The sequence below is a fragment of the Caldicoprobacter sp. genome (assembly GCF_047459465.1).
Taxonomy (GTDB): Bacteria; Bacillota; Clostridia; order Caldicoprobacterales; family Caldicoprobacteraceae; genus Caldicoprobacter.
Window position 1 is genome coordinate 1 of sequence record NZ_VSCO01000142.1, and the last position, 4,534, is coordinate 4,534.

A 4,534-nucleotide genomic window follows, 5' to 3' on the forward strand; every position below is an offset into this window, starting at 1 on the left:
GTTTTTGGCGTATGTTGTATACAAAATAGGCAAGGTCTTAATAGATAGATTTTTCAATGCACAGATTCAGGTAAAAATTGGCGTGGATACAAGAAAAATAAATACTCTTCGGGCTTTAAGTCATAGCATATTGAGATATATTGTGTATTTTGTTACGGGGCTTACTGTTTTGGGACAGTTTGTGGATACTACTTCAATTTTGGCTACGGCAGGTATAGGTGGATTGGCCATAGGTTTTGGGGCTCAAAGTTTGGTAAAGGATGTGATCAGCGGATTCTTTATATTGTTTGAGGATCAGTATGCCGTAGGGGATTTTGTTACCATAGGCGATACCACGGGTACGGTGGAGGAAATAGGTTTGAGGATTACCAAGATACGCGGTTTTAAAGGGGATTTGACCATCATACCTAACGGACAGATACAAAAGGTGGTAAATTACACCAGGGGCAATGTGCTGGCTGTGGTTGATATAGGTGTGCCCTATGAAACCGATATTGATAAGGCCATTAAGGTCATAGAGGATGTTGCCAAAAGGTATGCTCAAGAAAATGAAAACATAGTTGAACAGCCCCAGGTTTTAGGAGTTATGGACATGGGGGATTCCCAGATAACCATTCGCGCTGTGGCCCGTACTTTGCCCTTGAAGCATTGGGAAGTGGAACGGGAGTTAAAAAAGCGGATCAAAGAGGCTTTTGATGAAAACGGTATAGGGATACCATATCCCCGTAGGGTTATAATTCAGTCCGAAAAGGAGGAAAAGTGATGCCAACTCAGTATTCGATAGGTGATGTGGTACAAACCCGTAAGCAACACCCTTGTGGAAATGATCAATGGGAAATAATAAGGGTGGGTGCAGATTTCAAAATAAAATGCCTAAAATGCGGCAGGATAGTCATGATGGACAGGGAGAAATTTGAAAAGAAGGTGAAAAAGTTGATAAAAAAGGAGGGCGAATAAAAAGAGATCACTCTTTGGAAGCCCCTTCTTTTGATTGATTGTAGGCTTGAGAATAATAAAGCTCAATCAACTTATCAAGCTTTTGACTATATTTTATTACTGGTTCGCTGCACAGCTTTTGATTTTTCAATATTATACCATGCAGCTTTTGACGCAGCATATTTATCTCTGTCACCAATTTCATATGATCTCTCACTCTTTCCCCATCATCCGTCAACGAATGGAATTATAGCCTAAAAGGGCGGTAGGGTCAAGATGTTTATCACCATTATTAACAAAAAATTTAACAAAATCTTAATAAAGTTCTTTTCCATCAGGCGACATAATATGTCATCGCTTTATAAGCAGGCCGCTGTAAGATTTAGTGAATAAAATCAGTTTTACAGCATAAGAGGCCGGTTATACTTAAGATGTAAAATAAAAGGCCGACGGAGGTGAAGACCTGTGGATTGTTTGTTGGTTATATTTGGCGGTACGGGAGATTTGGCTCATCGAAAGCTGTATCCTGCGGTGTACAACCTCTTCTTATCGCAGCAGCTGCCCAAGCATTTTGCCGTGGTCTCGGTAGGACGCAGGGATAAGACCCATGAAGAGTTCAGGCGGGATGCTGTTGAAGCAATAAAGAGATTTTCAAGGCCCAATAGCGGCGCCGATGAAGATTTGAGTGCCGTTATATCCAGGTTCTATTACTATAAATTGGATATAAATGATTCTCAGGGATATACCGGCTTAAAGGAGTACCTGTCCAGCCTGGATGAACGTTATGGAACGCAGGGTAACAGATTATATTATCTGGCAGTAGCCCCTGAGCATTTCAAAACAATAGTTCAGCACCTCAAATCTTCAGGTATGGTATTAAACGATGGGGTGAGCTGGCAAAGGCTGATTATAGAAAAACCTTTTGGCAGCGATTTGAGTTCGGCGATATCCCTAAACAATGTCATAACGAGCGTGTTCAGCGAAAGATATGTATACAGGATAGATCATTACCTAGGGAAGGAAATGCTTCAAAACATAATGGCCATACGCTTTGCCAATGCCCTCTTTGAGCCGTTGTGGAATAACAAATATATAGACCATGTTCAGATCATATCCAGCGAAACGGTGGGGGTTGAGAACAGAGGGCCTTATTATGAAAAGGCGGGGGCGCTGAGGGATATGATACAAAATCACATGCTTCAGCTTTTGATGCTAACCGCTATGGAGCCTCCTGCAAAGTTGGATACCGAGTCCATAAGGGATGAAAAGGTTAAGGTGCTAAAGTCGTTGTCCGAAATGACCCCTGCTAAGGTACGAAAGGATGTTGTGAGGGGGCAATACGGCAGGGGTTATATAGACGGAAAGGCTGTTGTTGGATATCGTGAGGAGAGCAGGGTGTCGCCCTCTTCCAATACCGAAACCTTTGTAGCCATGAAAGTGGAAATTGAAAACTTCAGATGGGGTGGGGTACCGTTTTATCTGCTGACCGGTAAGAGACTGCCTGAGAAGTTCACTGAGATAGTGATACAATTCGTATCCCTGCCTGAAGTGTTGTACTTTAAGGAACTAAAGGGCCTTAAACCCAACACCCTTTTGATACGCATTCAACCCCGGGAGGGAGTGGAACTATATTTCAACGCGAAGAAACCTGGCGTCAAGAACGAAATAATACAGGTGGGAATGGACTTTTGCCAAAATTGTGCGGTGGATACCGTTTCTCCCGATGCATATGAGAGGCTTTTGCTGGATGCTATGAAAGGCGATTCTGCGCTTTTTACCCGTTGGGATGAGGTGGAATATGCCTGGCGCTTTGTGGATAACATAGCCAAAGTATGGGCAGAGGAAGAGCCCGAATTTCCCAACTATCCGGCTGGAACGTGGGGCCCTCCTTCTGCCAGGACGCTTATAGAAAGGGACGGTAGGAAGTGGAAGATGATGGAATACTAACCGACTCTTTGCTTTGGCTTTTGCAGTCATTCTTGCGGAGCAACTACTTTAAATTCCTTGAGCATATGGTAGAATCTAGCCCCATGGCCTTCTGCTGCCTCTAGGAAGTACTGTTGCTTTATTACAAACGTGCCTCCATGGTTATCGTCTACTAGGTAATACCTGACTATGGTAGAATCGGGTTTTAAGCCACTGCGTGCATATAAGGATATCGCCTCAATAGGGTCATTGACCATGCCGCAGTTCTCCACGGTTTCGAAGGAGGATTTAAGTTCGGCTTCCAGCTGTATAGTTATCTCCTGAGGGGATTTATCGACTACCCGCTGAATTTCCATGTATACCTCCGGCAAATTGTTGTCCGGTTGAAATTTGGGGACAATTTTGTCTTTCCCATCTTCTTTTACTACCTGGTACATTTCTTCGTCAACGTATATAATGTATCCAGGGCCTTCGTTGAGATTTACCTTGGTATCCTCTTTTTCCCCTTCAATGTCCTGGACTATAACCTTTTCCGGGGCAAGGATTTCCTTGATTTTGGCAACCGCAGCCCTACCTGCATTGGTAGAGGTGAAAAATACTATGCACAGAACTGCTACCATCAGGGTTAGGGCAGTGAACATGGATTTGCTTTTATTCCTTTTCATTGTTCTTGCCTCTTTTTGTTTTTCATAATATTCAATTTGGGATTCGATATCTTTCCATATATCCTTTTTAAGGCGTAGGGATGCATCTGTGGCTTTCAAAAGAGCTTCTCTAATCTCCTGGTCAAAGATTTTTTCCTCCATTTTTTTCCCTCCCTTCCTTCATTTTTAATAAAGCTTGTTTGATCCTTTCGCGCCCTTTGAAAAGCCTTGATTTTACGGTGTTTATATTTACATCAAAAATCTCGGCAATTTCCTTTTCCGAAAAATTATTGAGGTATTTCAGTATAATGGGTATCCTGTTTATTTCTTTAAGCCCCTGTATGGCGGCGTACAGTTCCTCGTATTCCTCGAATTTATAATCGTCCATGTGTAAGCCCATATAATGGTCATCTAAATATTGGTCTATGGGTATCACCTTTGATTTGCGCTTTGTTATCCGGTTACACTCATTTACCAATATTTTGTAGAACCAAGGTTTGAAAGGTCTTTCTTCATCGTAGAAAATGATGTTTCGATAAACCCTTATAAAGGCTTCTTGAACGGCATCGGATGCATCGGCGCTGTTTTTGGTGATGGCAAAGGCCGTCCGTATGGCATACTCCGCGTATTCGTTATACAGCTGTTCGAAGGCCTGTTTATCACCTTTTTTAACCCTGGCTATCACATCCTTATCCACCTGTGCACCTCCTTTTTGGTCTTTCTATATAAGATACCCCTTTAAAATAGAGAAAAGTTTTCGAAATTATTACATTTTTACTCCGTTGTAAAAGTTCATGAACCATTATCTGTATTTTGATTTGAAAGGATTCCAATGTGGTACCACATATAATAGGTATAAGCCGTGACAAAAAGGCCTTGACAAGGCGAACTCATATGTGCTAATCTATAGCAGCTGTCGACCGGAAAGGGTTGACGACGTCACAGGGGAGCGTAATGCCCAGTAAAAGGAACGAAAAAGGGTATTGACAAAGGGGATGTGATTTGGTAGTATAGAGTTTGCCGTTTGG

Annotated in this window: 6 protein-coding genes; 3 read left to right on the forward strand and 3 right to left on the reverse strand. The window is 42.3% G+C overall.

Annotation, left to right across the window (positions count from 1 at the left end; all coding sequences use genetic code 11):
• Positions 1-763 (forward strand): mechanosensitive ion channel family protein (locus FWJ59_RS08145; protein ID WP_414481451.1); only part of this gene is annotated, 763 nt, incomplete at its 5' end.
• Positions 763-957 (forward strand): DUF951 domain-containing protein, encoded by a 195-nt coding sequence (locus FWJ59_RS08150; protein WP_414481452.1) that lies wholly within the window; start codon positions 763-765, stop codon positions 955-957. The genes FWJ59_RS08145 and FWJ59_RS08150, both read left to right, overlap by 1 nt.
• A gap of 7 nt (positions 958-964) precedes the next feature.
• On the opposite strand, the gene FWJ59_RS08155 is transcribed toward FWJ59_RS08150, so the two are convergent.
• Positions 965-1,141 (reverse strand): aspartyl-phosphate phosphatase Spo0E family protein, encoded by a 177-nt coding sequence (locus FWJ59_RS08155; RefSeq protein WP_414481453.1) that lies wholly within the window; start codon positions 1,139-1,141, stop codon positions 965-967.
• A 260-nt stretch (positions 1,142-1,401) separates the two neighbouring features.
• On the opposite strand from FWJ59_RS08155, the gene zwf reads away from it, so the two are divergent.
• The gene (gene zwf, locus FWJ59_RS08160) at positions 1,402-2,883 is read left to right on the forward strand and encodes a glucose-6-phosphate dehydrogenase (RefSeq protein ID WP_414481454.1); all 1,482 of its coding nucleotides are present in this window, start codon (positions 1,402-1,404) and stop codon (positions 2,881-2,883) included.
• A 26-nt stretch (positions 2,884-2,909) separates the two neighbouring features.
• Here the strand turns inward: zwf and FWJ59_RS08165 are convergent, their stop codons facing one another.
• Positions 2,910-3,668, reverse strand: a complete 759-nt coding sequence (locus FWJ59_RS08165; RefSeq protein ID WP_414481455.1) for a hypothetical protein — start codon at positions 3,666-3,668, stop codon at positions 2,910-2,912.
• Positions 3,649-4,203 (reverse strand): RNA polymerase sigma factor, encoded by a 555-nt coding sequence (locus FWJ59_RS08170; RefSeq protein ID WP_414481456.1) that lies wholly within the window; start codon positions 4,201-4,203, stop codon positions 3,649-3,651. The genes FWJ59_RS08165 and FWJ59_RS08170 overlap by 20 nt, the downstream gene beginning before the upstream one ends.
• Positions 4,204-4,534: the final 331 nt, after the last annotated feature.